19 protein-coding genes are annotated in these 26,997 nt (G+C 60.5%); 8 read left to right on the top strand and 11 right to left on the bottom strand.

Annotated features, from left to right (window positions below):
• Positions 1-116 precede the first annotated feature (116 nt).
• The 5 genes from DRET_RS00495 to DRET_RS00475 form a co-directional block, all read right to left on the bottom strand.
• Positions 117-2,552 carry a PEP/pyruvate-binding domain-containing protein gene (locus DRET_RS00495; RefSeq protein ID WP_015750559.1) on the bottom strand — a complete coding sequence of 812 codons (2,436 nt, stop codon included), beginning with the start codon at positions 2,550-2,552 and terminating at the stop codon, positions 117-119.
• Positions 2,553-2,712: 160 nt separating this feature from the next.
• A complete protein-coding gene (locus tag DRET_RS00490; protein WP_015750558.1) occupies positions 2,713-4,059 on the bottom strand; it encodes a sigma-54-dependent transcriptional regulator in 1,347 nt (448 codons plus the stop codon).
• Entirely contained in the window at positions 4,056-5,633 is a 1,578-nt protein-coding gene (locus DRET_RS12780; RefSeq protein WP_015750557.1) for an ATP-binding protein, read from the bottom strand. The genes DRET_RS00490 and DRET_RS12780 overlap by 4 nt, the downstream gene beginning before the upstream one ends.
• The gene (locus DRET_RS00480; protein WP_052293244.1) at positions 5,630-7,219 is read right to left on the bottom strand and encodes a PhnD/SsuA/transferrin family substrate-binding protein; all 1,590 of its coding nucleotides are present in this window, start codon (positions 7,217-7,219) and stop codon (positions 5,630-5,632) included. The genes DRET_RS12780 and DRET_RS00480 overlap by 4 nt, the downstream gene beginning before the upstream one ends.
• Positions 7,220-7,813: 594 nt before the next feature.
• A complete protein-coding gene (locus DRET_RS00475; RefSeq protein ID WP_041281793.1) occupies positions 7,814-8,713 on the bottom strand; it encodes a hypothetical protein in 900 nt (299 codons plus the stop codon).
• A 421-nt stretch (positions 8,714-9,134) separates the two neighbouring features.
• On the opposite strand from DRET_RS00475, the gene queA reads away from it, so the two are divergent.
• The 6 genes from queA to aroE all read left to right on the top strand — a co-directional run bounded on the left by queA (position 9,135) and on the right by aroE (position 13,939).
• A complete protein-coding gene (gene queA, locus DRET_RS00470) occupies positions 9,135-10,226 on the top strand; it encodes a tRNA preQ1(34) S-adenosylmethionine ribosyltransferase-isomerase QueA (protein WP_015750554.1) in 1,092 nt (363 codons plus the stop codon).
• A gap of 191 nt (positions 10,227-10,417) precedes the next feature.
• Positions 10,418-10,660, top strand: a complete 243-nt coding sequence (locus tag DRET_RS00465) for a 4Fe-4S dicluster domain-containing protein (protein WP_015750553.1) — start codon at positions 10,418-10,420, stop codon at positions 10,658-10,660.
• Positions 10,650-11,729, top strand: coding sequence for a 3-methyl-2-oxobutanoate dehydrogenase subunit VorB (locus tag DRET_RS00460; RefSeq protein WP_015750552.1), 1,080 nt, complete (start codon positions 10,650-10,652; stop codon positions 11,727-11,729). Before DRET_RS00465 ends, DRET_RS00460 begins: the two co-directional genes overlap by 11 nt.
• Positions 11,722-12,492 (top strand): thiamine pyrophosphate-dependent enzyme, encoded by a 771-nt coding sequence (locus DRET_RS00455; RefSeq protein WP_015750551.1) that lies wholly within the window; start codon positions 11,722-11,724, stop codon positions 12,490-12,492. The genes DRET_RS00460 and DRET_RS00455 overlap by 8 nt, the downstream gene beginning before the upstream one ends.
• Positions 12,489-13,046, top strand: coding sequence for a 2-oxoacid:acceptor oxidoreductase family protein (locus DRET_RS00450; RefSeq protein WP_015750550.1), 558 nt, complete (start codon positions 12,489-12,491; stop codon positions 13,044-13,046). The genes DRET_RS00455 and DRET_RS00450 overlap by 4 nt, the downstream gene beginning before the upstream one ends.
• Before the next feature lie 77 nt (positions 13,047-13,123).
• Positions 13,124-13,939, top strand: coding sequence for a shikimate dehydrogenase (aroE, locus tag DRET_RS00445; protein ID WP_015750549.1), 816 nt, complete (start codon positions 13,124-13,126; stop codon positions 13,937-13,939).
• A 177-nt stretch (positions 13,940-14,116) separates the two neighbouring features.
• Here the strand turns inward: aroE and DRET_RS12775 are convergent, their stop codons facing one another.
• A complete protein-coding gene (locus DRET_RS12775) occupies positions 14,117-15,979 on the bottom strand; it encodes a LysM peptidoglycan-binding domain-containing protein (RefSeq protein WP_015750548.1) in 1,863 nt (620 codons plus the stop codon).
• Between the two features lie 129 nt (positions 15,980-16,108).
• On the opposite strand from DRET_RS12775, the gene rlmB reads away from it, so the two are divergent.
• Positions 16,109-16,843: a 23S rRNA (guanosine(2251)-2'-O)-methyltransferase RlmB gene (gene rlmB / locus DRET_RS00435; protein ID WP_015750547.1), complete on the top strand. Its 735-nt coding sequence runs from the start codon at positions 16,109-16,111 to the stop codon at positions 16,841-16,843.
• Between the two features lie 559 nt (positions 16,844-17,402).
• Here the strand turns inward: rlmB and DRET_RS00430 are convergent.
• Together DRET_RS00430 and era are read right to left on the bottom strand one after the other, a co-directional pair.
• On the bottom strand, positions 17,403-18,110 hold the full coding sequence (locus tag DRET_RS00430; RefSeq protein ID WP_015750546.1) for a YggS family pyridoxal phosphate-dependent enzyme: 708 nt from the start codon (positions 18,108-18,110) through the stop codon (positions 17,403-17,405).
• 27 nt (positions 18,111-18,137) lie between these two features.
• Positions 18,138-19,076 carry a GTPase Era gene (gene era / locus DRET_RS00425; RefSeq protein ID WP_015750545.1) on the bottom strand — a complete coding sequence of 313 codons (939 nt, stop codon included), beginning with the start codon at positions 19,074-19,076 and terminating at the stop codon, positions 18,138-18,140.
• Between the two features lie 49 nt (positions 19,077-19,125).
• On the opposite strand from era, the gene topA reads away from it, so the two are divergent.
• Entirely contained in the window at positions 19,126-21,381 is a 2,256-nt protein-coding gene (gene topA / locus DRET_RS00420; protein ID WP_015750544.1) for a type I DNA topoisomerase, read from the top strand.
• A gap of 84 nt (positions 21,382-21,465) precedes the next feature.
• On the opposite strand, the gene DRET_RS12770 is transcribed toward topA, so the two are convergent.
• From DRET_RS12770 to DRET_RS00405, 3 genes are all read right to left on the bottom strand, one after another.
• Positions 21,466-24,306, bottom strand: coding sequence for a PAS domain S-box protein (locus DRET_RS12770; protein WP_015750543.1), 2,841 nt, complete (start codon positions 24,304-24,306; stop codon positions 21,466-21,468).
• A 267-nt stretch (positions 24,307-24,573) separates the two neighbouring features.
• Positions 24,574-26,340 carry an aldehyde ferredoxin oxidoreductase N-terminal domain-containing protein gene (locus DRET_RS00410; protein WP_015750542.1) on the bottom strand — a complete coding sequence of 589 codons (1,767 nt, stop codon included), beginning with the start codon at positions 26,338-26,340 and terminating at the stop codon, positions 24,574-24,576.
• Entirely contained in the window at positions 26,330-26,764 is a 435-nt protein-coding gene (locus DRET_RS00405; RefSeq protein ID WP_015750541.1) for a 4Fe-4S dicluster domain-containing protein, read from the bottom strand. Before DRET_RS00405 ends, DRET_RS00410 begins: the two co-directional genes overlap by 11 nt.
• Between the last annotated feature and the right edge of the window lie 233 nt (positions 26,765-26,997).

Below are 26,997 nucleotides of genomic sequence, written 5' to 3'. Positions count from 1 at the left end.
TTTCCAGGCCGGGGGCGCAATTCCAGGATCGGGGCCAGACCCCGCACCTGAACCCCCCGGTTCTGCGATTGCGCACATGGCCTGGAAGCTGCCTTGAGCGCCTGAGAGAGCGGGGATCAACGCTCAGGCAGGACGTTTTGGATCTCCTCCACCAGGTCGGCCACATCCTGATCAGAATGCAGACGCATATCCAGTTGGACGGTCTTGCCCAAAATAATCCCCAACTCATGCAGGGCCATCTGGAGACGGTGTTTTTCCTGGCGCGGCAACACACCTTCCAGCAGATCACCAGTGGTTTTCACCGAAAATCCGTGCCCGGTCAAAAGCTGCCGGAGCAGTTCAAGCCGATGCAGGCGCTGCTCGTCCAACCCGCCCCCGCCCTTGAACCTGACGTGGAGATAGTTGTGTTCCGGGACCTCCCCGACCACACAATCCACCACCGCGAAATGGAACCCGAACCGGAACAGGCCGTGCAGATAATCGTCGCCCAGCACGGCATAACTGCTGAACATGGTCGACTTCTCCACGTTGACAAACGAGGCCTGGCTCTTGTTGTAGGCGTCCCAATCGTAATGGACCACATTCGGATTCCAGGCCACCGCCGGGTCGGCAAGTCCGGCCCACAGCCAACGCATGGGGCGGTTGACGATATCCTCGGGGGTGATCTCCTTGCGCTTGCGGGCTTCTTCCTGCAGCCCCCGCTCCACATCCAGGACATGCAGGACCAGCGGGACATCGGAAACCAAACGCTTCACACCGGTCTGATTCAAGCCGCGCCCGCCGATCAGATCAAACATTTCCTTGACCCCGGCTTCGTGGGTAAAGCGGATGATATCGTGCATGCTCCTGCACCGCCGCAGGGAGAATTCCTCGTCATCAGGGTTGGTCAGGTGCAACGGCGAAATGTGTTCCAGGGCCGCAGCCAGTTTGCGCTGTACCGGTGGAAGATTGTCGTCTGCCTCCTCCCGCTCCCGGGGTTCCGGCTCAAAAACCACTGCATCGTTGAGCACGACACCGGCGTGGCTGTCCACGCTCACCGTGCGCCCTCCATCCAGCTGGTTGGCGCAGGCCGCCCCGTAAACAGCCGGCAGGCGCTGCTCGCGCGCCACCGAAGCGAAATGGCAAGTCGCACTGCCTTTGGCGGCGACCACCGCACAGATACGCCCGGCCAGGACGCTGAGATCCGGAGTCATGTGCTCGACGACCAGGACACTCCCCGGAGGCACGGCTTCCGGCTGACCATCATAAAGATGCACCGGCCCAGTAGCCCGGCCGGGGCTCGCCGAACGGGCCTGACAGAGCACCGCTTCCGGGGCATAGGAAAGGGCATCGGTGTCCTGCTCAGTGAACACCGGCTCCGGTGTCCCCCCAGGAAGCGGTCGGGATTGCAGCACCACCACCTCCCCCTCCTGGTCCACGGCCCATTCAACATCCTGGGGACCGGCAAAGACCGCCTCCAAGCCCTGACCGACACGAGCCACTGCGGCCACCGTAGAAGGCGCCAGGACCGGTTCCGCATTGTCGAACCGGACCTCCTCCTGCCTCGACACCGTGGCCTGTTGCCCGGACTCCCGGCCGTCGGCCAGATCAACGCCATACCCCGGGATCATGGACAGCTGGCTCTCGGTGCCCTGCTCGCCAGGCGTATACATGATACCGCTGACCCGGGGATGGACCATACCCATAACCACCACGGCCATGGGGACCATGGTGTCGGCCATACCGCTGCGGATACGGTAGGCGACGGCATTCGGAGCGTATTTGCTGGCCAGAATCGCTTTGTAGGTCTCCGTCCAGGAGGCGGGGTCCACGTTGAGGACACTCATGTATTGCCCGGCAAATGAGACCAGACTGTCCTCACCCACCGCACTGCTGCGCAAGGCGAGGGACATGGTCTGCAGCCCGGCACCGCTCATGGCTTTCTCGACTTCCCGAGCCACGCTGACCGGGACCTCGCCTGCGAGAACAGTCTGCTGCATCCGGTCGCACAATTCCCGCAAGGCTTCCGTGTCCTCCAGATCGACCTGGGCCAACAGGGCGTCGAGCTCGTGGCGCAGGTTGTTGACTTCCAAAAAATAGTGAAAGGCCCGGGTCGTGATGACAAAACCCGGTGGAACCGGGTAATCGGTTTCCCGTTTGATCCGGCTCAGATTGTTGCCTTTGCCGCCCAGCAGGTTTTCTTCGCTCTTGTCACCGATGCGCGCTACATACGGAGGCGAACAGCGGATTTCATCCGAGAGCAGGGCCAGTCGGACATAAAAATCCACCTTGGCCAGATAATCGCGCAGGGCGCTGTAGCGAAGCGGGTGCAGGACCACCAGATCCTCGACCATCCCTTCCACTTCCCGGCTCAAGGCCTTGGCCAGCGACTCGATACGAGCGAAATCCACCGGACGGTGCGACAGGGCGATGTCCTCCAACTCGGCCATGTATTCCAACGCCTTTTGATCGCGTTGCAACAGCTCTTTGAAGGCCTCGTATTTTTGCCGCACCAGCGTGCCGGGAGCAAAAACCTGATAGGTCCAGCGCTTGAAAAGTTGGGTGACAAACACGTTCTCGTTCTCCTGTGCCCTGAATCCGTAAAAATCCTTTGCGAGGGCCGGTTCAGGAATTCTGCCCGCGGTCTGAAAACTGGCTCAGCACAAAAACCGGCGACCTCCCGCCGGAGTGACGCCCGGCGGCGGGACGACTGTGTGCCCCGCGCAACGAGGCCTACAATAGACCGTGGTGCTTCATCTTGGTCCGCAATTGCTTGCGGGAAATCCCGAGTTCCCTGGCTGCGGCCGACTGGTTCTGCTCTGTCTTTTCCAAAGTCTGGACAATGAGCCGCTTCTCCATCTCCATGAGATTGACCCCGTCTGTGCTCGGTGCCGGTGCGCTGCGCTCCTGAAGCTTCGGGGGCAGACAGCTCATGGCGATGCTGTCGCCCATGCACAGCACGACGGCCCGTTCGATCACATTTTCCAATTCACGGACATTGCCCGGCCAGTCATAGGCCATGAAGACCTCCATGACCTCCCCGGTCATCCCCTGGATCGCCTTGCCGTTCTGGGCGTTGTATTTGGCCAGAAAATGGTTCACCAGCGGTGGGATATCGTCTCTGCGCTCCCGTAACGGCGGGATCTCAATGCTGATGACATTGAGGCGGTAAAAAAGATCCTCCCGCCATTGCCCGGCCGCGATTTCAGCTTCAAGATCCCGGTTTGTCGCCGCGATAATCCGTACATCGACCTTGCGCCGCCGCGTCTCGCCCAGGCGGACGATCTCCTTTTCCTGGAGAAAACGGAGAAATTTCTTCTGCAGTGCAAGCGGCAGTTCCCCGATTTCGTCCAGGAAAAGGGTGCCGCCGTGGGCCAGTTCGATCTGGCCTTTTTTCTGCTCCGCCGCTCCGGTGAAGGCACCGCGGCTGTGCCCGAACAACTCTGATTCCAGCAGGGTCTCCGGCACGGCCGCACAATCGATGGGCACGAACGGCAGATTCTCTTCCTGCCCGGCATAATGGATGCCGCGGGCCACCAATTCCTTGCCGGTCCCGGTTTCCCCGGTCACCAGGACATTGGCTTCGTACTGGGCCACCTTTTCGATCAGGTTGAAAAGCTCCTGCATGGCCTTGCTCTTACCGACCATGTTGCCCAGGCTGTAGCGGTCCCTGAGCTGACGGCGCATGGTCTGGTTCTCTTCCAGGAGCTGGCTGCGTTCGAACACATTCTGGACCAGCAACAGGAGTTCGTCGGGGTCGACCGGTTTGGTCAGGTAGTTAAACGCCCCGAGCTTCATGGCCTGGACCGCGTTGGAGATACTGCCGTAGGCCGTGATCATCACCACTGGTAGCTTCGGCCAGGTGGCCTTGACCTGCTCCAGGATGTCCAGCCCGGTGATATCCGGCAGCTTAAGGTCGGTGATCAACATATCCCAACCGCCTTCCTGGAGGTGATTGAGGCCACTGCGGCCGTCTTTTGCCGTGCCGACCTCATACCCCTCCTTCGTCAAAAAGGCCGAAAGGACCTTGAGGGTATTGGGCTCGTCATCGATAAGGAGAATGCGTTTCTTGGTGCTCATCGTGGATCAAAGGGGAGGGTTATAATGAAGGTCGTGCCCTGACCGGGCTGGCTGTCGACGTCGATGGTCCCTTTATGGGCCCGGATATATTGTTCGACTATGGACAACCCCAAACCGTTGCCTCTGTTTTTTGTGGTATAAAACGGCTTGAAAATATTTTCCAATTCCTGGGCGGTGATACCCTGCCCATCGTCCTGAATAACCAGTTGGCCCCGGTCTGGTTGCGCGATCGTGCTCACCTGGACCGTGCCGCCTTCGCGCACGGCGTGGACCGCGTTGAGGACCAGATTCAAAAGGCTCTGCCGCAGCTTGGCGTAGTCAAACCAAAATGGGGGCAATTGCGGGTCCAGAGTGGAATCGAGCCGGACGACGCCGTCCTGGGTGTCGCGGCTGGCCAGTCGCAGAGTATCGCGGACCAGAGCATTGAGATCCTCCCGTTCGAAATGCGGCACTCCTGGTTTCGAAAAATTCAAAAAATCCGTTAAGATATCACTGAGCCGCTCGCTTTCTTCCTCAATGACATGCAGGAATTCGTGCAGGATCCGCCCTTCAAAATTGGCCTTGAGATAGTGCGCCGATCCCTTGATCGAATTCAAGGGATTCTTGATTTCATGGGCGACCTGGGCCGCCATCTGCCCCAACAGGGACAACCGCTCCAGACGGTTCTTCTCCATGTCCGCCTGGTGCAGCTTGTCCAGATTGCGCTTGAGATCCCGGACCATCTGGTTGAAAGCGATGTGCAATTCTCCGATCTCATCGCCGCAGGCTCGCTTATAGACCAGGCATTCAAGGCAGTTTTTCTGGGGTTGCAAAAAGGACTGCCCCTGGGCCCAGCAGGCATCCGAGCCGTACCCGGGACACTCCTTGAGAGGGCAGTCCCAGAGGTCTTTGCATGAGGAGGCCCTGGGCAGGGGCAACTGCACGTTGAGGTCGCCCTGCTGCACCTGGCGCATGCTCTGTTTGAGATCCCCGATCCGCCGGGTCAGTCGCGAGGCGAGATAGGAGGCGGTCAGGGCGGTAAAAGCGAACAGGCTCACGGCTACAATCAAAAGCCGCAGACGCAGTCCATGCAGACTCTGCTGGATAACGGCCGTCTCCTTGTTGCGATCGATGCCGACCACGGCATACCCCAAAAGCTCGCCCCGGACCCGGATCGGCAGGAAATAATCCTGGTACATGACCCCAGCAACCTTGCGGTCCCGGATATATTGTTCCTCAGTGGAGGGGGGGGAATATTTCTGGCCCAGCCTGGACTTGTCGGAATGGGCCACGACACGGCCGTGGTGATCAAGGATATACGCGTACTTGCACAGCAAAGCTTCCTTGGTGCTCTGCACCAGGACGTCGAGTTGGAGATAATCGTGGATAAGCAGCGGATCCACCGACTCCCGGGCCATATTCCGGGCCAGACTGAGGTTGTTCTCCTCCTGGTTCTGGCTGATCCGTTTCTTGAAGTAATCGTCGACCACAAACGAAAACGCGGCCAGGACGACAATGATATTCGCCAGGGTAATGACCAGGAATTTATTCTTGAATTTGAGTTGATTGAAACGGTCAGCCACAAAGGACATCATTCCAGGACCACCTTCTCTTTGAGCTGCTGCAGCCGTTTCATCTGGCTCTGGGTGAAACCGTTGATCCGGGCTTCCTCAAGGAAAGCGGGGTCCTCGATGGCCAGCAGGGCCGAGCGGACCTTGGCCACCAGATCGGCATCGGTTTCGGTATACGCGGCAAAGGGCCAGTTGGGATAGTATTCCGTGGTCGCCAGGACACGCAAATCGCTGGTATCCACAATATCTTTGGCAACCTGCAAGGCGGCTTCGCGGACGAAACCGGCATCCGCCTCACCGCGGTAGACCGAAAGCACGACCTCCTCGTGTTTTTTGCCCTCTTCAAGACGCGCTTCTCGGGCGATGTCGATGCCGTGCTGGCGGAGCAGAATTTTCTGGAACCGGTACCCCCCGGCAGAACGGCGGGAAACGATCATGATATCCTTGCCCTTGAGGTCTTCCAGGCTGGAAATCGCCGAATCCTTACGCACCAGGATGACGCCCCGGAATTCTTCCCGTGAGGTCTCGGGTTCGGGACTGATCGTCGTCACCAGCGACTGGAGTTTGCCGCGCTGGCCGAGCAGGAGATAGACATAGGGATTTTGATAGGCGAAATCGACTTCGCCATTGCTGACAATGGAGACAAATTCCTCGAAATCCCGGGGGATAACCAGCCGGAACTCCCGCCCGGTCTCCTGCGTCAGATATTCGGCCAGGGGAGCGAACATCTTATCCAGGGTGATCGGGGAGTAGAGGGGTAAAAGCGCCAGTTTGACCGCTCCCTCCGGGTAGGCCAGATAGTCTTTGCCGGTGATATTTTTGAGCATGATCCGGACGACGTTGTATTCGCGGTCTTCGGCTTCAGCAAAGGAAACCGTATCGAAGTCCTGGGGCGTGTATTCCAGAAGCGCGGTCTGCAACGCATTACGTTCCTCCACGTCCATCTGCGGGGCGGACGAGATAATAAATTGCGGCAGTTTTTCGGACTTTTTAATAATCCGCAATCCGTAGGGCAGGTATTTCCGGGCGACCTCCTGACTCATGGCCCCGACATCATAATCGCGGACCAGAACCGACAAGGCCACCAGGTCTTCCTTTTGCAGGAAACCGACCTGGGAAAAATCTTCAAGGTCCAGCTTGATTTCCTGGAGCATGGCCAAGGGCATGAGATAGGCCGAGGAGGAGCGTGTATTGCCCAGGGCCAGACTTCTGCCCGGGATCTGCACGATTTTTTCCACCTGCGAATCGTCTCGCACCACCAGGACCGAACGGTATTGCCCCTCACCGTTCTTGACCACTTTGGCCACCGGGTGCAGCTGGTACATGCTCTTGCCCTCGCAATACGCCGAGGGGTCGAGGTAGGCCAGATCGACCTGCCCCTGCCCGAGGCGGTCCAGGGCCGCCTCGGCGTTGTGGGCGATATCAAGTTCCACGCGGCGGTTGAGACGCTTTTCGAGGTAGTGTTTCACCGGCAAAAATTGCCGGAAGACGACATTCTCCTCCTCCACCGGCACCAGGAGCAGGGTCAGCGGATCGTCCGCCGCCACGGCCCGGCTGGCTGGCAGAAAAAGAAAAAGGGCCTGCATCAGCCCCAAGATGCCAATACACATTTTTTTTCTTTGCATAGTATTCAACCTGGATACGGAAACGGCCATCCGGTCCTTAAGCCCGGAAACACGAATGCACTCCCGGCCTGAAATCTGTTCGAGGGACGCGGCGCCTCTGGAATCGTTTATGGGCACCGACTGTTGAAAAATTTCGTCTACCGCAACTCAGTCAAAACGTCCAAATACCAACACAAAAAACAGGCTCTTCGTTACAAGGCATGGAATTTCAGACGCAAAAGTTTGCCGTCTCTTCTGTGTGCTTCGAGCGAAAGGCCCGCACATTTTCTTGGTCCCGCCTAAAGGGGGAAACCGGACCGCGAACTGAATGCTCCCTGGCGGATTCCGATGCAACAAGGGCCATCTTCGACACCTGGAGTTCTGTTCCTCTTGAGAGTCCGGAGGGGGCAAGGATCCCCCTTTTGCGGGATTGAGAAAATACCGGGCCGAAAGTGGGTACACAGAAGAGACGGCAAACTCCAAAAATCCACAGGGTCCGTCAAAGAACCAAAAAACATTCAAGGTCGCTGTGTTCGTATCCTAGGCAAGCGTTTGAACGTCGTGCGACTTTGCTACCGCTGGGCGATGTGCAACGGCCTGTTACGAGAGCATACGCATAAGGGTAGCGACATCGTCCGCATTATCGGCGTCAAAGGCCCCCATATTCCATTGGAGTGGCTCCTGCGGCGCCGGCAATACAGCGCCGTACAATTGCAGGGCCAGTGTATCGAGCAGACCGAGCCGGTCCCGGTAGGCGCGGCGGTCAATAGCCAAGACCCGATTCCCCGCGCCCATCATCTGCTCCATGGTTTGTCGCTCAAGGAGCTTTTCCTGAAATTGATCGTGTTCAATGGCCTGCCGACACCGCTGACCTTCCTCGACCAGCAGGGCCCATAACCCCACGTCCGCATCGCGCTGTTGCCAGAGCTCGAGCAAAAGACGCAGTGCGGCGACAATATCTTCAGACGGCACGCCCTCGATGGCCTTGCGGCAAACCGCGATCTGCTCCGCACTCAGGGCAGCGGACACGGTGCGCAAGAACCGCTGCAGCGCCAGGGCCTCGCGGGGGGCCAAACGGTGTTTTCCCGCCTCGGCCAGGCTGGTGGGGATCTCGCTTTGCAAGCGCAAGCGGCGCACATAGGCCTCCAGGATATCTTCAGGAAGCGTGAGCTGGACCCTCACGGTGCCACCCAGCCCCACCGTGCGCTGTGGACGGGCGCAAAACCAGTGCTGCACGGCAGCACCCTCTGCTGCACTCAGTCCCGCCAACGGCAGGACCTCTTCCACGGCCGTCACCGTCTCCTTTTCGGGGAAGCCCCAGAAAGCGAGCAGGATATCGTGTTCGTCATGGTCTGGATCGGCCAGGACCTGGCGCACGGCCTCCCTGTCGAATCCTCCCCAACTCTGTTCCACATAGGCGCGCAGGGCTGAAGGGAGATCGTCGCCGGAAACAACCCGCTGGGCAAGGATTTGCTGAATACGTTCAACGTGGTTGGTCATACTTTCGCCCGTACTTTTCTTTGCAGACCTGATACATCCGTGGCTGGACACATATATCATCAGCCCTCTGGCATCCTCTTGCGCTTCCGATACGCCATTGCTATAGCTGCCATCCCTGACTCCCTTGGTTCTGGGCCGTCCGCATCCACCCTCCGCTTTGGAGATTCTCCAACCCCCTGGAGGGCCTTGGACAACGACCACAACGGCGCCACCAGACGCCCCGGCAGCTCGCAGCAACCGGTGCTTTTTCGACGATGCCTCCCGAACGATATATGAGGATATCGTTTCTGAGGCAGATCAATCAAGGCTTGAAAGGCGGACACCGGGAAAGGACGCCCCGTCTCCTTTCCAAGTTGGACGTATTTTCCCCCTCCCGGGCCATTGGCTTTCCCTGTGGAGCGAGACGAGTAGAACAACGAGTATGAACACCATCCCCCGTGATTACGACCTGGACGCCTACCAGTTCGAACTTCCTGCTGACCAGATCGCCCAACACCCCCATCCCCAACGTGATGCGTCCCGCCTGCTGATCCTGGACCGCTCTTCGGGGCAGCGGCAGCACGCCACGTTCCGGGATCTGGTTGACACCCTGCCGGATGGCGCCTTGCTTGTGGCCAACACCAGCCGGGTCCTGCCGGCCCGACTCAAGGGGCAAAAACGGGCCACCGGGGGCAAGGTCGAATTCCTCCTGCTCACCCCGCTGCCGCTGGTCACCCCGCAGCCGCTGGCCGACGGCCGCAATGAGGGGTTTGTCAGTGGCCTTCTCCGCTCCTCCAAACCGCTTGCCGTGGGTCAGAAAGCCGATTTCCCCGGAGGTATTGAGCTGACGGTTATCGAACGCGAGGAATTCGGACGTGTCCAGGTCCGATTGTGCTGGTCTGGAGACATGGCCGAGGTCTTTCAAGCCTACGGGCACATGCCTTTGCCGCCGTATATCCAACGCGAAGACGATGCGACGGATCACGGCCGCTACCAGACGGTCTACGCCGATTCGGCCAAAACCGGTTCTGTCGCCGCCCCGACCGCCGGCCTCCACTTTACCGACGATGTTCTGCACGCCCTGCGCGACAAAGGCATCCAATGGGCCGAAGTCACCCTCTATGTTGGCTACGGCACCTTCAGCCCGCTTCGCTGCCGGGATATCCGGGAACACCATATGCATCCCGAATACATCGAACTCGACGCCGCCAACGCCGAGACCATCTCCCGGGCCCAGGCTGAGGGACGGCCTGTGGTGGCCGTGGGTACGACCACCGTTCGCACCTTGGAAAGCATCGCCCACCACTGCGGGCGGATCCAGCCCTTTGCCGGGTGGACCGATATCTTTATCTATCCCGGGTTTTCATTCCGCGTGGTTGACCATTTACTCACAAACTTTCATCTTCCGGGCTCTTCGCTTATACTTATGGTCGCCGCATTCGCGGGGCGCCGCCTCGTGCTTGAGGCCTACGAAGAGGCTGTTGACGAAGGATACCGTTTTTTCTCTTACGGCGACGCCATGTTCATTGTCTGAGCCGCGAAAGGGAACCGGTCCCAAAAGGGGGCTGCCAGCCTCCGCAGGAGTGCGTTGACGCCTCGTCTGTGTATTTCCTGAGTCTGTGAAAATTCCGAACCAATCCGGCTTCGGAACTGGAGTTGGCAACACCATACCGCCGCTAACACCGGGTGGTCCATGAAGCCGCCCCGATTTGCCAAGGAGGCAATATGTCCAGAGTTGTCTTTCGGGACGAGCGGTGCAAAGGGTGCCTGTTGTGCACCGCCGCCTGTCCCAGCGAAATCATCGTCCAATCCCAACGCTTCAATCAGCAAGGGTATAAAGTCGTGGAAGTCGCCGACCAGGACATGGACAAATGCAAAGGGTGCGCCTTTTGCGCCATGGTCTGTCCGGACAACGTGATCACCGTCTTCCGCAGTTCGGCCACAAAGGAGAACGACAATGCCGCATAGTTCAGGCGAGCGAATCTTCATCAAGGGCAACGAAGCCATCGCCCGTGGCGCCCTGGCTGCCGGTTGCCAATGCTTTTTCGGCTATCCCATCACGCCACAGAATGATATCCCGGAATTCCTTTCCACGGCCCTGCCCGAAGCCGGAGGGGAATTCGTTCAGGCCGAGAGCGAGGTCGCGGCCGCGAACATGCTCCTTGGCGCCGCCGCCTGTGGCAAGCGGGCCATGACCTCTTCCTCGAGCCCCGGCATTTCGCTCAAGCAGGAAGCCATCTCCTACTTGGCCGGCAGTGAGCTGCCGGCGGTCATCGTCAATATCAGCCGCGGCGGCCCCGGACTCGGGGATATCGGCCCCTCCCAGGGCGATTATTTCCAATCCACCCGTGGCGGCGGGCACGGCGACTACCGCCTTTTGGTCCTGGCCCCCGGCAGTTGCCAGGAGGCCTACGACATGACCGCCAGGGCCTTCGAGCTTGCCTTCAAATACCGCAATCCGGTCATGGTCCTCGGCGACGCCATCCTGGGCCAGATGAAAGAACCGGTGACCGTCGCCGCCCCGCATACTCCTGATCCCGGGGAAGCCGCTGACTGGGCGCTCTCCGGCGCGCAGGGTCGCCCCAAACGGCTGCTCAAATCCCTTTTCCTCAAGGACGGCGAGTTGGCGGACCACAATCAACGGCTGCAGGACAAATACCTCCGCATGGCCAGCGAGATCGACGCTGAGACCTACGCCCTCGAGGACGCCGAACTCGTTGTCGTCGCCTACGGCTCCATCGGCCGCATCGTCAAAAGCACGGTCCGCCGCCTGCGCGAGCAGGGACGGCGCGTCGGGCTTTTTCGGCCCTTGACGGTCTTCCCCTTTCCGTCCAAGCCGCTGCAGGATCTGGCCCGGAAAGGGAAACACTTTTTGACCATCGAGCACAACCTCGGTCAGATGGTCGAGGATGTCCGCCTGGCGGTGTGCCCCCACGGCAGTTCTGCGCTGCACTGCTGCCTGCCCGGAAATCTGCCGACGCCCGAGGATTTTGAACAGCCCATCGTCAAGGCCCTGGAGGACACCATCCATGTCTAGCCATGAAAAACAAGTCTTCGCTGTCACCGATGCCGTCATCGATGTGCCGACCCACTATTGTCCCGGCTGCCAGCACGGCACCATCCACCGCCTTGTCGGCGAATGTTTGGACGAAGCCGGGTTGACGGAACAGGCCATCTGCATCGGCTCCATCGGGTGTTCTGTATTTATCTACAATTATCTCAATGTGGACGCTGTGGAGGCCCCGCACGGCCGCGCCCCGGCCGTGGCCACCGGCGCCAAGCGGGCCAATCCCGAAAATTTCGTCTTCGCCTACCAGGGCGACGGCGACCTCGCCTCCATTGGCCTCGCGGAAATCATGCACTGCGCCAACCGCGGCGAGCGGGTCTCGGTGGTCTTCGTCAACAACACGGTGTACGGCATGACCGGGGGCCAGATGGCTCCGACGACGATGGTCGGCCAAAAGACGACCACCTGTCCTGGTGGCCGCTGCGCCGAACGCGAGGGCCTGCCCATGAAGATGGCCGAAATCATTGGCGGTCTCGGTGGCACGGCCTATTCGGCCCGTGTCGCGGTGGATACGGTCAAGCACCTCAAGCAGGCCAAAAAAGCGCTCAAAAAGGCCTTTGAGGTCCAGACCCAGGGCAAAGGTTTCGGGTTCGTGGAACTCTTGGCAACATGTCCCACCAACTGGCGCATGTCCCCGCTTGAGGCCAACGCCCGCATCAGCGAGGAAATGATCCCCTATTTTCCGCTGGGCACATACAAAGACATCGAGGACGAGGGGGGACAGCAGTCATGAGCCTGTACAAGGACGTTATCATCGCGGGTTTCGGCGGTCAGGGCGTCATGCTCATCGGCAATCTCCTGGCCTATGCCGCCATGGATGCCGGATTGAACGTGACCTATATCCCGGTCTACGGACCGGAAATGCGCGGCGGCACGGCCAATTGCACCGTGGTTATCTCGGACGAGGACATCGGCTCTCCGATCATCCATGCCCCGCAAAGTCTCATCGCCATGAATCGGCCCTCTCTGGAAAAATTCCAGCCCCGGGTTCAGGACGGCGGGATCCAGATCGTCAATGACTCCCTGGTGGAGGAACAATTGGCGGAAAAAGTCCGCGTCCGGAGTTATTTCGTTCCGGCCAACGACCTGGCCAACGAGGTCGGCACCGCCAAGATGGCCAATATGGTCGCCCTGGGGGCCTATATCCAGGCCACTGGAGTCCTGCCTCTGGAGCGGGTCAAAAACAGCCTGGAAAAGGTCATCGCCGCACACTACGCCCATCTGATCCCCAAAAACCAGGCCGCGCTCCAGGCCGGCGCGGACCACGTCCAGAAACAATTGCAATAAACACCCGACCCGCCCCGTCGGAAGCCACGCGCGCGGCCGACGGGGCGGGTATTCTGGCCTTTGTGCAAGGAATTGCCATGCAGGACCCCCGCCTTTTCGGTATCATCGGCCACCCCCTCGGCCACTCCCTGAGCCCGGTACTGCACAATTGGGCCCTGGAGGCCCAGGGGATCCCGGGCAGCTATCTGCGCTGGGACATCCCGCCGGCGCGTCTGGCGGACTTCGTCACCGCGGCCCGGCTCCTGCCCATCCACGGCGCGAGTGTGACCATCCCGCACAAGGTTGAGGTGATCGACTATCTGGACCGGATCACCGACAGGGCACGCCAAGCCGGGGCAGTCAACACCCTCTACTGGGAGCAGGACCGCCTCTGCGGGACCAACACCGATAGCGAAGGATTCCTGGCTCCCCTGCTGGCCAGTTCCCGCTTCCCCCGCTCGGCCTTGATTCTCGGCAACGGGGGTGCGGCCCGGGCCTGTCTCGCCGCTCTTCTCGAACACGGGACCGAGGTCTGGATCTGCGGGCGCAGACGGGAACAATCCGAGGTCTTGGCCGCTGCCTTTGGGGGGCATGTCCTGGACTGGGAAAGCCGCTCTACCGCCTCGGCCGAACTCCTGGTCAATTCCACGCCCTTGGGCATGGCCGGTCAGCGGGAATCCCTCTCGCCAATGCCGCAAAACGGATCCCTGCAGAACTTTGCGACCGTCTACGAACTGATCTACAACCCCATGGACACGGTCTTGATCCGCCAAGCCCGCGAGGAAGGCTTGCAGACCATCACCGGTCTGGCCATGTTCGTCCACCAGGCCGCGGCCCAATTCCGACTCTGGACCGGCCGGGAGATGGACATCCCCGCCGCCTGGGAGCGCTGCACCTCAGCCCTTGGGGCCTGATCCCCCGCCTGCCGCCTCTTCAGCGCCAAGCGGACAAGACCGCTTGCGCCCCCCCACGATCCAAATCCTTTCTTCTTCCATACCACTAGAACAGTACACCCTCCCCCTCAAACGGACAACGGCCCGGCAGACCGTTTGGTCTGCCGGGCCGTTGTCTCATCGTCAATCACGATCCAGCTATTGAATATAGACCCGAAGATTGTCGCCAGGGTGGATCAATTCGTTCTTGCCCAGGTTGTTCCAGTCCTGCAGGGCGTCGGCACTGACACCAAAACGGCGGGCAATGGTCCACAAATTGTCGCCCTGGCGGACCGTGTACCGGACCAGCCGTTGATGGGCGGCCTTCTCCCGGGCCTTGGCCACTTGCGTCGTCCGGCCGCGGTCCGGGATGTACAGCTTCTGCCCGACCTGCAACGCGCTCGACCTGCCGATACCGTTGGCCTGAACCAGCGTATTGAGGCTGAGGCCGAAACGGCGCGAAAGTTCCCAGAGGGTGTCGCCTTTTTTGACCGTATAGTTGGAGCGGCGCTGGGCGATCTGCCGGGTCTTGGCCTTCTGGGAGCCCCCCGGAATGGTCAGGCGCTGCCCCACGCGAAGGGTCGTATTCTGCAAATTGTTGGCCCGGCGCAATTTGGTGACGGTGGTGTCCATCCGGCGGGCAAGCTCCCAGAGGGAATCACCGCGTTGCACGACATATTCCCCGTCCTGTGCTGCGACGCGGGCCCGGGCCGCCTCCCCGGAAACCGGGATAAGCACCGAGTCCCCGGGATGGAGCATCTTCGACCGGGTATTGTTCAAGCGCATCAGCGCGGTCAGCGGCACGTCAAAACGGCGGGCGATACGCCACCAGGAATCGCCGCTGCGCACCCGGTACCGTTTGCCGCCGGCCATTTTCTGGGCCCGGGGGCCGTCGAGATAGGCCTTGGCCTGCGCCACCTTGGGGGCCGGGATCTGCACCTGATAGCTCGCGTCCGGGGGGCTGACCGTACGCCGGAATTTCGGGTTGGCTTTCCGAAATTCGGACCAGCTCATACCCGTGGCATCGGCCAAGCCCATGAGATCAGTGCCCCCTTTAATGGCCACCTGCGAGGGCTCGGGAGACGCGTCCCAGTCGATGGGCTCGAAGCCGAGTTCCTCGAGATTGCGAACGATCTTGAGGATAGCTTGAAATTTGGGCACATAATTGCGGGTCTCGGATTTGAGGTACCGTCTGCTCGAGGCGAGATCGTAGAAATTGTCGCAGCCGCTGCGCTCCAGGGCCCGACCAACATTGCCTTCACCGGCGTTGTAGGCGGCAAGGGCCAGGTACCAGTCCTGGAATTGACCGTAGAGGCGGGAGAGGTATTCCGCCGCCGCCTGGGTAGAGGCGTAGGGATCCCGGCGCTCATCCATCCACCAGTCAACCCGGAGATCGAAATGGCGTCCGGTGGCGGGCATGAATTGCCACAACCCGGCCGCACCGGCCCGGGAATAGGCCCACGGGTTGAAGCCACTCTCGGCAAAGGGCAGGAAAACCAGGTCCTGCGGCAGCCCCTTTTCCGTGATCACCTTCCGGATGTGCGGCAGATACGGTTCGGCCCGCTTGAGCCAACGCTGAAAGGTCTTGCGGTGTTTATGGGTATAATAGCGGAAAAATTTCTGCATCCGTTCGGTTTCCCGAACGTCGAGGTCGAACTGGATTTCCGCTTCCGACTCCAGGGCCTTTTTTTCGGCCTGGGTCAACGCAGGCTCTTTGTCAGTGGCGTTGCTGGAGACATCCGCCTGGACCTCTTCTTCCAGAGGCTGTTTCAGATCGGCATCGCTTCCGGTAGCCTCAGCCGCAAGATCCTGCTGCTCAGGCTTCGACGCATTTCTTGCCGCTTTCTCAGTCACGGCTGACGGCGCAGCGCTCACAGGGCAACTCGCATTGACCGCTGTGTTCTCCGGAGTGGCATTTTGCATTTTCCCAGTGTGCTGCGACTGCGGGGAGTTGGTCAGCGGTGCGCAGCCAACGGCCAGCAACAACACGAGGACAAAGGCACGGGGGAATACATATGGCATAAATTTTGTCACGATCTTCCGTATTGCTTCATAGCAGGTTCTGGGCCATAGTTTGAGGCCCCATTACGTTAATTGTCGAGTGCTAGCGTAAGGTCGATTCGATTGCAAGTATCTTTACGGGAGCCCAAAGTGACCGAATACAGCCACGTTGTTGCCGGACTCCATCCGGTCAAGGAACTCCTGGAACGGACACCGGACCGGGTGGAAACCGTCTTGCTCCAAAAAGGGGGGAGACAGCAAAAAGAGATCAAAGATTTGTGTCAGGCAACCGGGATCCGGTTCCAGATTTTGCCCCGGGCCCAGCTCGATAAGCTCATATCAGCCCACCACCAGGGCATCGCCGCCCGTGTCTTCAGCCCGGGGTTCGTCGATCCGCAGGTCCTGCTGGAAACCGTTGCGGACGCTCCTTTGCCCTTGCTCATCGCTCTGGACCAAGTCCAAGACCCCGGCAACATCGGCACCCTGGCCCGCACCCTCTACAGTCTGGGGGGCGCCGGCCTGGTTTTGCCCAAAAACAGGAGCGCTCCCCTTGGTGGCGGCGCCTTAAAGGCCTCCTCCGGGGCGCTCAACTATTTGCCGGTGGCCCAGGTCACCAATTTGGGGCGGTTCCTGGAACAGGCCACGCAAGCCGCTCTCCCGGTCATCGGCACCGGCCTGACTCCCGATTCCCTAAGCGTCTACAAGGCGCGACTCTCCACGCCTGCCGTCCTGGTGCTCGGCAACGAACACAAGGGCATGCGCCCCGGGGTGGCCAAAAAATGCGAAACCGTGGTCTCCATCCCCTTGCAGCGCCAATTCGATTCCTTGAACGTGGCTCAGGCCGGGGCCATTTTGATCAGCGAATTCCTGCGCCAGCGGGGCTGATCGCGAACCCTCGCCCCCTTCGCGACGCGGCTCCTGGCAGGGAGCAATTGTCCGTTGTCACGCATCGGTTATCTGGTACCTGTTCCCCCTTTCCGATGCCTGACACCTCATTCCTGATACCTGATACCTGATTTCTGATAACTGATTTCTGATACCTGATACCTGATACCTGCTTTCTGCTACCTGATACCTGCTGCCTGCTCCTCTGGACCAGGCTTCCCCAAAAGCAGACCTTGACCAATCCCTACAGGGCTCTTCGTCACAGGGCATGGAATTTCAGACGCAAAAGTTTGCCGTCTCTTCTGTGTGCTTCGAGCGAAAGGCCCGCACATTTTCTTGGTCCCGCCAAAAGGGGGAAACCGGACCGCGAACTGAATGCTCCCAGGTGGATTCCGATGCAACAAGGGCCATCTTCAACACCTGGAGTTCTGCTTTACTTGAGAGTCCGGAGGGGGCAAGGATCCCCCTTTGGCGGGATTGAGAAAATACCGGGCCGAAAGTGGGCACACAGAAGAGACGGCAAACTCCAAAAATCCACAGGATCCGTCAAAGAACCTCCCTACAGGCTCTTTTGCGGCCGCGGCCCGAAAATCCGGGTCCCGACGCGCACCAGGGTCGCGCCCTCAGCGATGGCCACCTCAAAATCCCCGCTCATGCCCATCGACAAATGCGGCAACTCCCTGCCCAGCTGGTTTTGCGCCTCGTCACGGAGTTCGCGCAGACGGCAAAAGAGAGGACGGACCCGTTCCGGGTCATTAAAATACGGCGGCATGGTCATAAACCCCTGCAGTTGCAGGTGGGGCAGCTGCCCCACCGTGTCAAGGGTCTCCTCCAATGCTTCCGGTGCCAGCCCCGCCTTCTGCTCTTCTCCGGCCAGGCTGACCTGCAGCAATATGGCCTGCACCACACCAGCTTCCGCGGCTTTTTTATCCAGCATCTGCGCCAGGCGCACCGAATCCACGGTGTGCACCAGATCAAAGCGCCCAGGCACGAATTTGGCTTTGTTGCGCTGCAAATGGCCGATGAAATGCCACTGGATGGGGGAGATGTCGCATTGGTCCTGTTTATCCAGGGCCTCCTGAATGTAATTCTCCCCAAAATGGGTCTGCCCCGCGGCATGCACGGCGGCAATGGCCTCTATCGGTTGATATTTGGAAACAGCGACCAGGGTCACTTCGGCCGGATCGCGGTCGGCCGCGCGCGCTGCCGCGGCCATCGTTTCCTTGATCTCTTGCACCCGCTCGGCATAGGGCGTCTGTGTATCCATGGCGTTGTGTCTCTTCGGTTTCGCTGGTTATTCCGTAAGCCCGAGCTCGCCCAAAAAGGACATGTCTTCGTGCCACCGCTTCTTGACCTTGACCCAGAGGTCGAGATGCACCGGTTTTTCGATCATCTCGGCAAGTTCCAGCCGGGACTGCTGACCGATCTCCTTGAGCAACCGTCCGCCTTTGCCGATTACTATGGCTTTCTGGCTTGGGCGGGCGACATAGATGGTCGCGTAGACCGAAATCCCCGTGGGCCGTTCCTCCCATTGTTCGACAATGACCGCCAGATTATAGGGCAATTCCTTTTCCAGGGCCAAAAAGAGCTTCTCCCGGATAATCTCTGCGGTCATGAACCGCATCGGCAACGTCGAGATCTGGTCTTCAGGATACAGCGGCGGCCCTTCGGGCAAAGCCCCCAACAACCCGGACAGCAGAGCATCCGTCTCATTACCGCGCAGGGCGCTGATAGGATGGAGTTCGGCCTCGGGCCACAGCTCGCTCAAGCGCTGCAACAGCGGCAGCAAACGGGATTTATCCTTGATCGTATCGGTCTTGTTCAGGGCCAGGAAAACCGGATTGCCGCTTTGTTGGACCCGTTTGCGCATCAGGCTCGTGTCCCGCTCCAGCAGCTGCGGCCGCGCGAGATAAAGCCCGGCGTCCAAGACCAGCAAGACCGCTTCGGAAGCGGTCAGCGCCCGCCAGGCCGCATCGACCATGTAGCGGTTAAACCGCTGGCCGGACTTGTGCACACCCGGGGTGTCCAGAAAGACCACCTGGGCCTCATCCGTACTCAGGATGCCGCTGATCTGATTGCGGGTGGTCTGGGGTTTGGGGCTGACAATAGCCACCTTCTGGCCCAGAAATTGATTCAAAAGTGTTGATTTTCCAGCGTTCGGCGGACCAATAATGGCCACCAGGCCGCTACGATACGTCCCGCCGTAATCCTCCCCAAAGGAGCTCTCGTCCATAATTCCCCCTTGCGCTCACTCTTTGCTCTCGCTATAGGCTTGAGCCACTATGAGCACAGACCTGATTATCGTTGAATCGCCGGCCAAGGTAAAAACCATCCGCAAGTTCCTGGGGTCCGACTATCTTGTCGAGGCCTCGGTCGGACACGTCCGCGACTTGCCCTCAAGCAATCTTGGGGTGGATGAAGACAACAATTTCCAGCCCCAATACCAGATTATTTCCGGAAAACAGAAGGTCGTCAGCCGCCTGAAAAGCGCGGCCAAAAAAGCCACGACCGTCTATCTGGCTCCCGACCCGGACCGGGAAGGGGAAGCGATTGCTTGGCATGTGGCCGAACTGCTCAAAAAAACAAATACCAATCTCAAACGGATCCAATTCAATGAGATCACGTCCCGGGCGGTCAAAGACGCCCTGGAGCATCCCCGGGATCTAGACGAACGGCTGTTCTATTCCCAGCAGGCCCGGCGCATCCTGGACCGCCTCGTCGGCTATAAAATCTCACCGCTTCTCTGGAAAAAGGTCAAGCGGGGTCTGTCCGCCGGACGGGTCCAGTCGGTGGCCCTGCGGCTTATAGCCGAACGCGAACGTGAACGCCAGCAATTTGATCCTCAGGAATACTGGGTCCTCAAGGCCCATGTCCAGGCCGCGGCCCCGCCGCCGGTGGTCGCCGAATTGTGGAAAATCGGCGGCAAAAAACCCCATGTCGCCAACGAGACCCAGGCCCTGGAAATAGAAAAGAAGGTCTCCGAAGCCGGTTTCCATGTCGAATCCGTGGAAGAAAAGGAACGCAAACGGCACCCCAAGCCGCCGTTTATCACCTCGACCCTCCAGCAGGACGCCAGCAACCGGCTCGGGTTCGCCGCCAAACGGACCATGCGCATCGCCCAGCAGCTCTACGAAGGGCTGGATCTGGGCGACAAGGGCACGACAGCGCTGATCACCTACATGCGCACCGACTCCGTGCGTATCTCCAACGAGGCCCGCAATGCGGCCCAAAAATGGATCGTCTCCACCCTGGGCGAGGCCTACTATCCCGAAAAGCCGCGCTATTTCAAGACCAAGGGGTCAGCTCAGGACGCCCACGAAGCCATCCGCCCCGTCGATCCGACCCTGACCCCCGGATCCATACAGTCCTACCTCTCCCGGGAGCATTTCCGGCTCTACAAACTCATCTGGGAACGGTTCATGGCCTCGCAGATGGCCCCGGCCCGGTTCTGGGATACCCAGCTCACCCTCGCCTCGGCCAACACCTTGTGGCGGGCCAAAGGGGAACGGCTCATCTTTGACGGCTACCTCCGGGTCTATTCGGCCGACAAATCCCAGGAAGAGGTCGAACTGCCCAAGGTCCAGGCGAAGGACGCCCTGACCCTGGAAAAAATCGACAAAGAACAGAAATTTACCCAACCGCCGGCCCGGTTTTCCGAAGCCTCGCTGGTGCGCAAACTCGAAGAGCTCGGTATCGGTCGCCCCTCGACGTATGCCCAGATCATCTCCACGTTGCTCGACCGCAACTACGTCCAGCTGGCCAAAAAGCAATTCGTGCCCACGGAAATGGGCTTTGTGGTCGCCGACCTGCTCACGGCGCATTTCCCGCAGCTCTTGGACGTCGGCTTCACGGCGGAGATGGAAAAGAAACTCGACAGTGTCGCCGAGGGGGACCAGGACTGGACGCAACTCCTGCGCGAATTCACCGAGAGCTTCTATCCCACCCTGGAAAAGGCCGAACAGGAGATGCAGCAGGTCAAGACCGGGGTCGAAACCGGGGTCAGCTGTCCCAAATGCGGGAAGCCGGTGGTCATCAAATTCGGCCGCAACGGCGAATTTCTGGCCTGTACCGCGTATCCGGACTGCGACTTCACCTCGAACTTCACCCGCGACGAGGCCGGCACTATCGTCATCGTTGAGCCCGAACCCCAGGAGCGGCAAAAAGTGGGCACCTGCCCCGAGTGCGGCCAGGACCTCGTGCTCAAAAAGGCCCGCACCGGCAGCCGCTTTATCGCCTGCACCGGCTACCCCAAATGCAAATACACCCAGTCCTACTCCACGGGCGTCAAATGCCCCAAACAAGACTGCCCGGGCGAACTGGTGGAAAAAAGCTCCAAACGGGGCAAGGTCTTCTACGCCTGCAACCAGTATCCGGACTGCAAGACCGCCTATTGGAACTGGCCCATCGCCGAAGAGTGCCCTACCTGCGGCTCACCGATCCTCGTGCGCAAGGAGACCAAGGCCCGTGGCGAGCATGTCGCCTGCCCGGAAAAGGGCTGCGGCTATTGGCGGGAATTGCGCGACGACGAAAAACACTAGCCGGGGAACGAAGCCAACAAGGAGAGGCCTGGTGCCGCTTGGAGGGGCGGGCGGCGCACGCCCCTTTTCAGGCTGGACCCGAGTTCAGGCGTCAAGCACCTGTCGCACGCTCCGGGCCAGTTCCTGACTGGTAAACGGTTTTTGCAAAAAGGCCGTGCCCGCTTCCATGCCCCCGGTATTGGCGATGTGATTGTCAGTGTACCCGGAGATGAACAAAGCGCGCAATCCGGGCCGGTCGGCCTGCAGCTCTTGGTACAATTTCCTGCCGTCCATATACGGCATGACCACATCGGTGACCAGCAAGGCAATCTCCTCCTCGGTCTGGCTGGCCACCCGCATCCCTTCCCGGGGCTCGGCGGCGGAGACGACGCTGTAGCCGAGCGAAAACAGGACCTCGCAGGTCAACTCCCGGACCATCTCATTATCTTCGACCACGAGCACCGTCTCACTGCCGGAGACAAATGTCTGCTCCTGCAGGGTCTGCGGTCCCTCACTGCGACTGGAGTCCTCATCCACCCGCGGCAAAAAGAGTTTGACCACCGTACCCGCGCCCGGCTCGGAATAGATTTCGGCGTGCCCGCCGTGCTGTTTCAAGATGCCGTGCACTGAGGACAATCCCAGACCGGTCCCTTCTTCGCCCTTGGTGGTAAAAAAGGGGTCAAAGGCCTGGCGCTGGGTTTCTCGGTCCATCCCCACGCCGGTGTCAGCCACACTGAGTTGGATGTACCTGCCGGGAGCGATCTCCGGATGGAGCTTTTGATAGCCAGCGTCGAGTTCGATCGGGGCAACCGCGACCTGGATCGAGCCCCCCTCAAGCATGGCGTCCTGGGAATTGAGCACGAGATTCATGAGCACCTGCTCGAGTTGGTGGGCGTCACCCATGACCCGGCACGGCTCTTCACTGAGCGTGAGTTCGAGAAAGATGTCCTCCCGCACGCCCTGGCTCAGGATATCCCAAAACCCCTGGACCATTTCCCGGAGATCCAGGTGGGCTTTGGCCAGGACCTGATTGCGGCTGAAAGCGAGGAGTTGCCGGGCCAATTGCCGAGCCCGCTCGGCCGCAGCATGGATCTGTTCCAGCTTGGCGGCCTCTTTGCCCCCTTCAGGGGCCCCGGCCAACAGGATCTCGGCATACCCCAAAATGGGGGTCAGCATATTGTTGAAATCGTGGGCGGCCCAGCCCGCCAGCCGTCCCACGGACTCCAGGCGCTGCGAGCGGCGCAACTGCTCCTCCAATTGGCGTTGGGCAGTCACATCGGTCACAAACCCTTCAATACTTTCCAGATCGCCCCCCTCGGACCAGACCCCGCGTCCCTGTTCCCAGACCCATTTCACCACGCCATCGGCGTCCTGGATGCGATACGTGACTTGAAACGACTCCTTTGAGGTCAAGGCCTGCTCCACAGATTCCAGGACAAAAGGCTTGTCTTCGTCCAGGATAAGGTCACCGTATTCCGGGTCCATGCGGGTCGTGAGCGTGGCCTCGTCGTAGCCCGTCAAATCCATACACCCGCGGCTGACATATTCCATCTTCCAGCGCGGGTCGTCGGAACATCGGTAGACCATCCCCGGCAGGTTGGCGAGCAGCGTCGAGAGCATGCGCTCGTTTTCCTCCAGCGCCTGTTTGGCCTGGAGATACGCGGTGACGTCCCGTCCTTCAACGACCAGATAGTGCGGTGTCTCTTCCTCGCCGAAAACCGGCTTGACCGAATAATCGATCCAGACCGTTCTGCCGCTCGGCGCAATATTCCGGGTCCGGCCGTGGACCACCTCACCTGTGGCCGCAAGACGGATGGCCGCCGCCATTTCCTCGTTGTCGTCCTCCACCCCCGTCCACCACGGCAGGGCGGTCAGCTCATGGCCCCGCAAAAACGCCCGGTCAGCCCCCATGAACTCCAGAGCCCGGTCGTTGGCCTCAATCAAGGTCCCGTCCACGCTCAACAGCGCCATCAGCTGGTGCGATTGCTCGAAAACGGAACGAAACTTGTCTTCCGAGGTCTGCAACTGCCGCGTCCGCCGGCGGATCTTCTCGCGTTGCAGTCCGTACAGGGGAACAAACACGACCAGGACCACGAGCAGGGTCGCACCCAAAACCTGTTTCCAAAACCAGGAATCGCGCAGCAGTTCGCTGTGGTCCAGCCCGATCCACTTCCGCTCCAGGGCGCGGCGTTGCTCGTTTGCAATACCGGCCAGAGCCGCTTCGAGACGGGTGTAAAGTCCGGGCGCGTCACGCCGGACGGCAAAGGAGAGGGGGTAACTGTAGTCCAGGGTCTCGACAAACCGGAGATTGCTCAGCCCCAGTTTGCTCTGCAGGAAGGTCGCGGCCGGGAGTTCGGTGACCAGGGCCGGAAGGTGGCCGAGGGACAGTTGGCGCAGACCGGTGGCGGTATCGGGTACCAGATGGAGGGTCAATTCCGGGGCAGTGCGGCGCAGATACTCGGCCACCGCATACCCGCGCACGGCTCCAACGGCCTCAAGATCGCCAAGAGAGGTGATTGTCCGGTCCCCCTGGCGAACCACCAGCACAGTGGGCACCTCATAAAACGGCTGGGTAAAGCGGGCGAAGCGTTCCCGTTCTGCGGTCTTGCGGGCCGCCCCCAGCACATCGGCCTCGCCGCTGCGCACGGCGTCGACGGCCTGAGCCCAATTGTCCAGCCGCCGGACCCGCAACGACAGGCCGAGTTCTTTGGCGGCCAGGCGGAGATAATCGGCGGCCAAGCCCTGGTAACGGCCCTGGGCGTCGAAAAATTCAATCGGCGGCCAATGCGGGTCCGGGGCGACAACGAATTGCGCCGTGCCGACTGCCCATTGCTCCCGGGCGGCGAAGCCGTTGTCCGCAGCCGGAACAGAGGGCACCATCCCGAGCAGCACCAGAAGACAGGCCACCAGCGCCCCGAAATGACTCAACCCCGATCCACCGCGCATGCGTCCCACACGTTTGCTGCAAGTTTGTCAATCCCCGCCATGACATGGCGTATTTCCTGTATTCCACAGATACGCCTACCGGGCAAGGCATTGCCGACTTGTCTGCACAACGCCCCCCTCTTCGGCCCTCCTTTGCCGCCGCAACACACGTGCTGGAGACCTCCCAGACAGGGCAACGGGCACGTCCTTGCCTCCGAGCTGCTTGCTGAAAAATCCTTTTTGCAGCTGTGCGGCCCTTGGACGACCTTGAGCGGGCCTCGATGGCGGCTATTCCTCGTTCCAGCGGGGCGCGTTGGCGGCCATACGCTGAATAGTCCGGGCATAGGCCCGGCCCAGTTCGTTCATGTACGCTGGGTCCATCGCTCCTTTCCAGGTGGTGATTTCCTGGAAACGCCGGGGGATGACCACCGTGTCGGGATCAAATCCGGTTGCGCACTTCAGGGCCCACCGCTTGGCCTGCACCGCGGCCGCCCGATCTTCAAGCCCTGCGGCCAACGCAGAGTAACCGAGCACATCAAGACAGGTCTGGAGCTGTTCGGCCGTGTAGACCTTGCGGGCGAAGAGGCAGCCAACCATGCAACTGACCATGATCCGCTGGCGTTCGTCATCCACCAGGGCCGTGACGGCCGTGTCCACGTCCCGCTCGCCCTCGTTCTGGTCATAGGCGTAGCCGCCGCTGTCGAGGTGTGAATGGCGGAACCCATAGGCCTGGCTCACAAAATAGTTTTCCCCGGTGGCGTACCCGGCCATTTCCTGGCCCAGAACACAGGCAAAATCCGTTCCCCCGTACTCTGCGGCCGCCCGGGCCGCTCCCCGGCCGAGGGCGTGGTAGAACTCGTTGCTACGCAAGGCAAGATGGCCCAAAGCGGTCCGGTACGGCTCCAGGGTGTTGAAGGCCAGAGGCGCCAGGGTCTCCTTTTCGGTCACCACCCCTTTTTCCAGGGCTTCCGTGGCCCAAGCCAGAGCCACACCGCAGGAGATCACGTCCAGGCCGTACCGTTCGGCATCCTCCAGTAAGGTTAAGATCTCCGAAGCCCGCTCCATGCCGAGCATGGAGCCCAGGGCGAAAATCGGTTCGTAATCGTAGCTGACCTGGCGGTAGAAAAATTCATGGTCTGAACCGAACCGTTCCCGGAGCAGGCCGACATGGATACACCCCACCGGGCACCCGGCACAGGCCGTCTGGCGCAAAAGGAGATCCCGGGCGAAGGTTTCCCCGGAGATACTGGAGACCGCCGGATCGTTGGTCGCCTGGAGATTGCGCCAGGGCAGGGCTTGCAGGGCGTTGAGCGGCTCGAGATTCTCCGGGGTGCCCAAATCGTGGTATTTGCGCATCACATCCTGGCCAGTGATCGCATGGTGCACCTGGGTATAGGTCTCGTTGTAGGATTTGCGGCGTTCCTTGGGGAGATCGAGACTCGCATCCCCGGCCACAATGATCCCCTTGAGGTGTTTGCCCCCCATGACCGCTCCGGCGCCAAGACGTCCGAAATGGCGGTAGGTATCCACGTTGATCGCCGCGTAGGCTACTCCCTGTTCCCCGGCCGGGCCGATGCGCAAGATGCTGCGATGGCCGGAATGCTGGCTGTGGATCTGGCGCAGGAGCTTGCCGGTGCTAAAGACGTCATGGCCCCAGAGATAATGGACATCCTTGATCTGAAGCTGCCGGCTGCCGACGATGAGGCAGGAGGGGGTCGAGGCCCGCCCGGTCACGACCAGGGCCTCAAATCCGCTGAAACGCAGCGCAAGCCCCAGCCGCCCGCCGGCGTGGCTCTCGGCGTACTGACCGGTGTACGGGGACACGAACCCCGCGACCACCTTGCTTTGCAGCGGGAAATACCCGGTCAGCGGCCCGATGGCGAAGATCAGCGGCTGGGCGGGGGCAGACGGGGGCTGTGCCGGATCGCCGAAGCGTTCAAACAAGCAGGCCGCAAGACCGCAGCCGCCGAGCCACATTTCCCGGCCCGAGATTTCCTGGATATCACTCTCGCCGCTTGAGAGATCGACGTGCAAAATTTTCGCACTAGTACGCATGGGGATCCTCCTTGGACGCACTCGGCACCGTGACCATCTCCAAGCAATCATGGGGGCAGAACTCAACACACCGGCCGCAATGGATGCAGACCACCGGGGCATTGGTCTCCGGGTCCATATAGATGGCGTCCACCGGGCAGGCCCGGGCACAATCGCCGCACTGGATGCACAGCGATTTTGTGTAGACCACCCCGCCGCCCTTGCGCTGGCGCATGGCCCCGGTGGGACAGGCCTCGGCACACGGGGCGGGATCACAGGCCAGGCAGACCTGCGCTTCAAATCCGGTGCTCAAGCCCCCGGCGGAGTGGATCCTGATGCCGGAACGCTTCCAGGACAGGCTGCCGTGGACCAGGCGGGCACAGGCCAACGAGCAGGAATAACATCCGATACACCGTTCCATGCGCAGGGCACGGAGAATCTTCATGGTTGTCTCCTTTTGTGACGCGATTGCGTATCGTGCTTGCAGTATCCTATCCGGCTGTCCCCATCTGCTTTTTCCCAAACGGGACACCGAAGATTGCACTACAGCCGCGGTTCTGCGGGGGTGTTTCCGGCCTCAAAACTGCCAGCGAGCGCGTTTTTTCAGGCCGGGGGAAAGATCCCAGAACCGTGACCCCTGCAACAGATTCTGGTCGAGAGCTGTGGTGCTCTTCTCGC

This window comes from Desulfohalobium retbaense DSM 5692, assembly GCF_000024325.1.
In the GTDB taxonomy this organism is placed as follows: domain Bacteria; phylum Desulfobacterota; class Desulfovibrionia; order Desulfovibrionales; family Desulfohalobiaceae; genus Desulfohalobium; species Desulfohalobium retbaense.
The sequence above is the reverse complement of the archived record's forward strand: the minus strand, read 5'-3'. Positions and strand labels throughout refer to the sequence as shown.